Here is a 1,850-nt window from a genome sequence, read left to right as displayed (position 1 = left end):
GCAGGCCAGCCTCATTCGCGACAATCAAAGGCACCGCCAGTTTGTCGCGCGCATTGCCTCGCCTGAACTGCTCCCTGAGAATGGGTTATTGCCTCATCTAAATTGCTCCCGCCGAATCAACCTCGGGAGCTGTGATGAGGAAGGTCAGCATGGCGACACGTGCGGAATTGGTGGCAGCGATCAGTTGTCGCTATGTGTTAGGCGGGCGGGCCGAGAAGGCGAGGATGTTAGACGAGTTCGTGGCGCTCACGGGCTTTCATCGCAAGCATGCGATGCGACTGCTGCGAGGAGAACGCAAACCGGCGAAGGGTGGTCCTCGGCCAGGGCGCCGGGTTTACGGCGACGACGTGCGGGCGGCGCTCGTCGTTGTTTGGGAGGCGTCGGATCGAATTTGCGGCAAGCGACTACACCCCCTGTTGCCAACACTAATCGAAGCGATGGAACGTCATGGACACGGCGATATGAATAGCGAGACGCGCCGGCGACTCTTGACGATGAGCCCAGCGACGATTGATCGGGTCCTCAAGGATGGTTCGCGAGCAAACGGTACTGATCACTGCGTTGGCCGAACTGCGCAAGTTGCTGCCGTTCCCGCTGCTGGGCTTCGACACCGATAACGACAGTGTGTTCATGAACGAGAGTGTTCATGAGTATTGCTTGCGCGATAATATCGAACTTACCCGTTGCCGCCCTTACCGAAAGAATGATCAGGCATTTGTCGAGCAGAAGAATGGCGCAATCGTGCGCAAGATCGTTGGATACCGACGCTTCGAGGGGCTGCGAGCCACTCGGGAGCTGGCCAAGCTTTATTCGTCAATGCGGTTGTTCGTGAATTTCTTTCAGCCATCATTCAAGCTGAAAGAAAAGCACCGTGACGGAGCCAAGGTGATCAAGCGCTATCATCGTCCTGCCACACTCTTCCAGCGGCTGCTTGACGACCCACGCACGCCGGAGGATACATGCCTTTGGCTCAAGGCGATGTACCTGACGCTCGAAGACTTTCTTTCTGGCTTACGGATTGCTTGGCGTGGTGGTGAAGTGAAACCGACTGCCAGCTCCAAGCCAGCGGCCAAGCGAGAGCGGCGGAGGCCCGATCCTCTACTCGCCGTCACTGCCGAACTCGAGGAATGGTTCGAGGCGGAGCCTTGGCGAACTTCGCGAGAGTTGCTTGAACGCTTGCAGGTCAAATGCCCCGGCGTGTATCCCGACGGCCTCATTCGGACCGTGCAGCGCCGAATGAAAATCTGGCGCAGTACACAGGCCATGCGCTGGTGTTCGGGCCATTCGCCGATGCCGCGCGGCAGACGGAAAGTATAGAGGTCGGGCAGTGAGATCATTACCGAACAATACAGGATCGTCATCCGCGCTCTTACCGCCAGGTTGGCCTTCGACAACCGACCCCACCGGAAAACATGATGACCGCCCGCGAAGCCGCCCGCTCGCTACAGCGCTATTGAGAGGCGCGCTCGCGAGCGGCTTCGCTACCTCCGTCACCTGCACCAGGTGCGGGGATACGATCGGAACAACCCGTGAGGCATTCGAAAACATCGAGTGAGCCAACGACATTATTCTCCAGGAACACTCTTGGGTGAGGCAATACGGCGTCTCATCCTGATCGCCGCCCCATAGGTCGCATAACTATCAGGCGTGCAACGGGTTCTGCAAGCAGCTACACCGCAATGGTTCCGTTGCCTGAGGCGGCGAAATCAGAAAGGCCGGCGGAAAGATTGGTTGGAATCGGAAATTCTGACGGCACCCTTCACGCTGCATGTCCAACACATCACTCGAACTGCTTAAATGAAGGCCAATTTTAGCGGGCTCCGCATGGCAAGCGGCAAGCTGGCGAGCCT

1 pseudogene is annotated in these 1,850 nt (G+C 58.1%); it reads left to right on the top strand.

From position 1 onward, the window contains the following. Positions 1-134 precede the first annotated feature (134 nt). A pseudogene (locus CO655_RS33060) lies at positions 135-1,317 on the top strand (transposase). Positions 1,318-1,850 lie beyond the last annotated feature (533 nt).

It is taken from the genome of Rhizobium sp. M1 (genome assembly GCF_002531805.1).
Classification (GTDB): Bacteria; Pseudomonadota; Alphaproteobacteria; order Rhizobiales; family Rhizobiaceae; genus Rhizobium; species Rhizobium etli_C.
The sequence above is the reverse complement of the archived record's forward strand: the minus strand, read 5'-3'. Positions and strand labels throughout refer to the sequence as shown.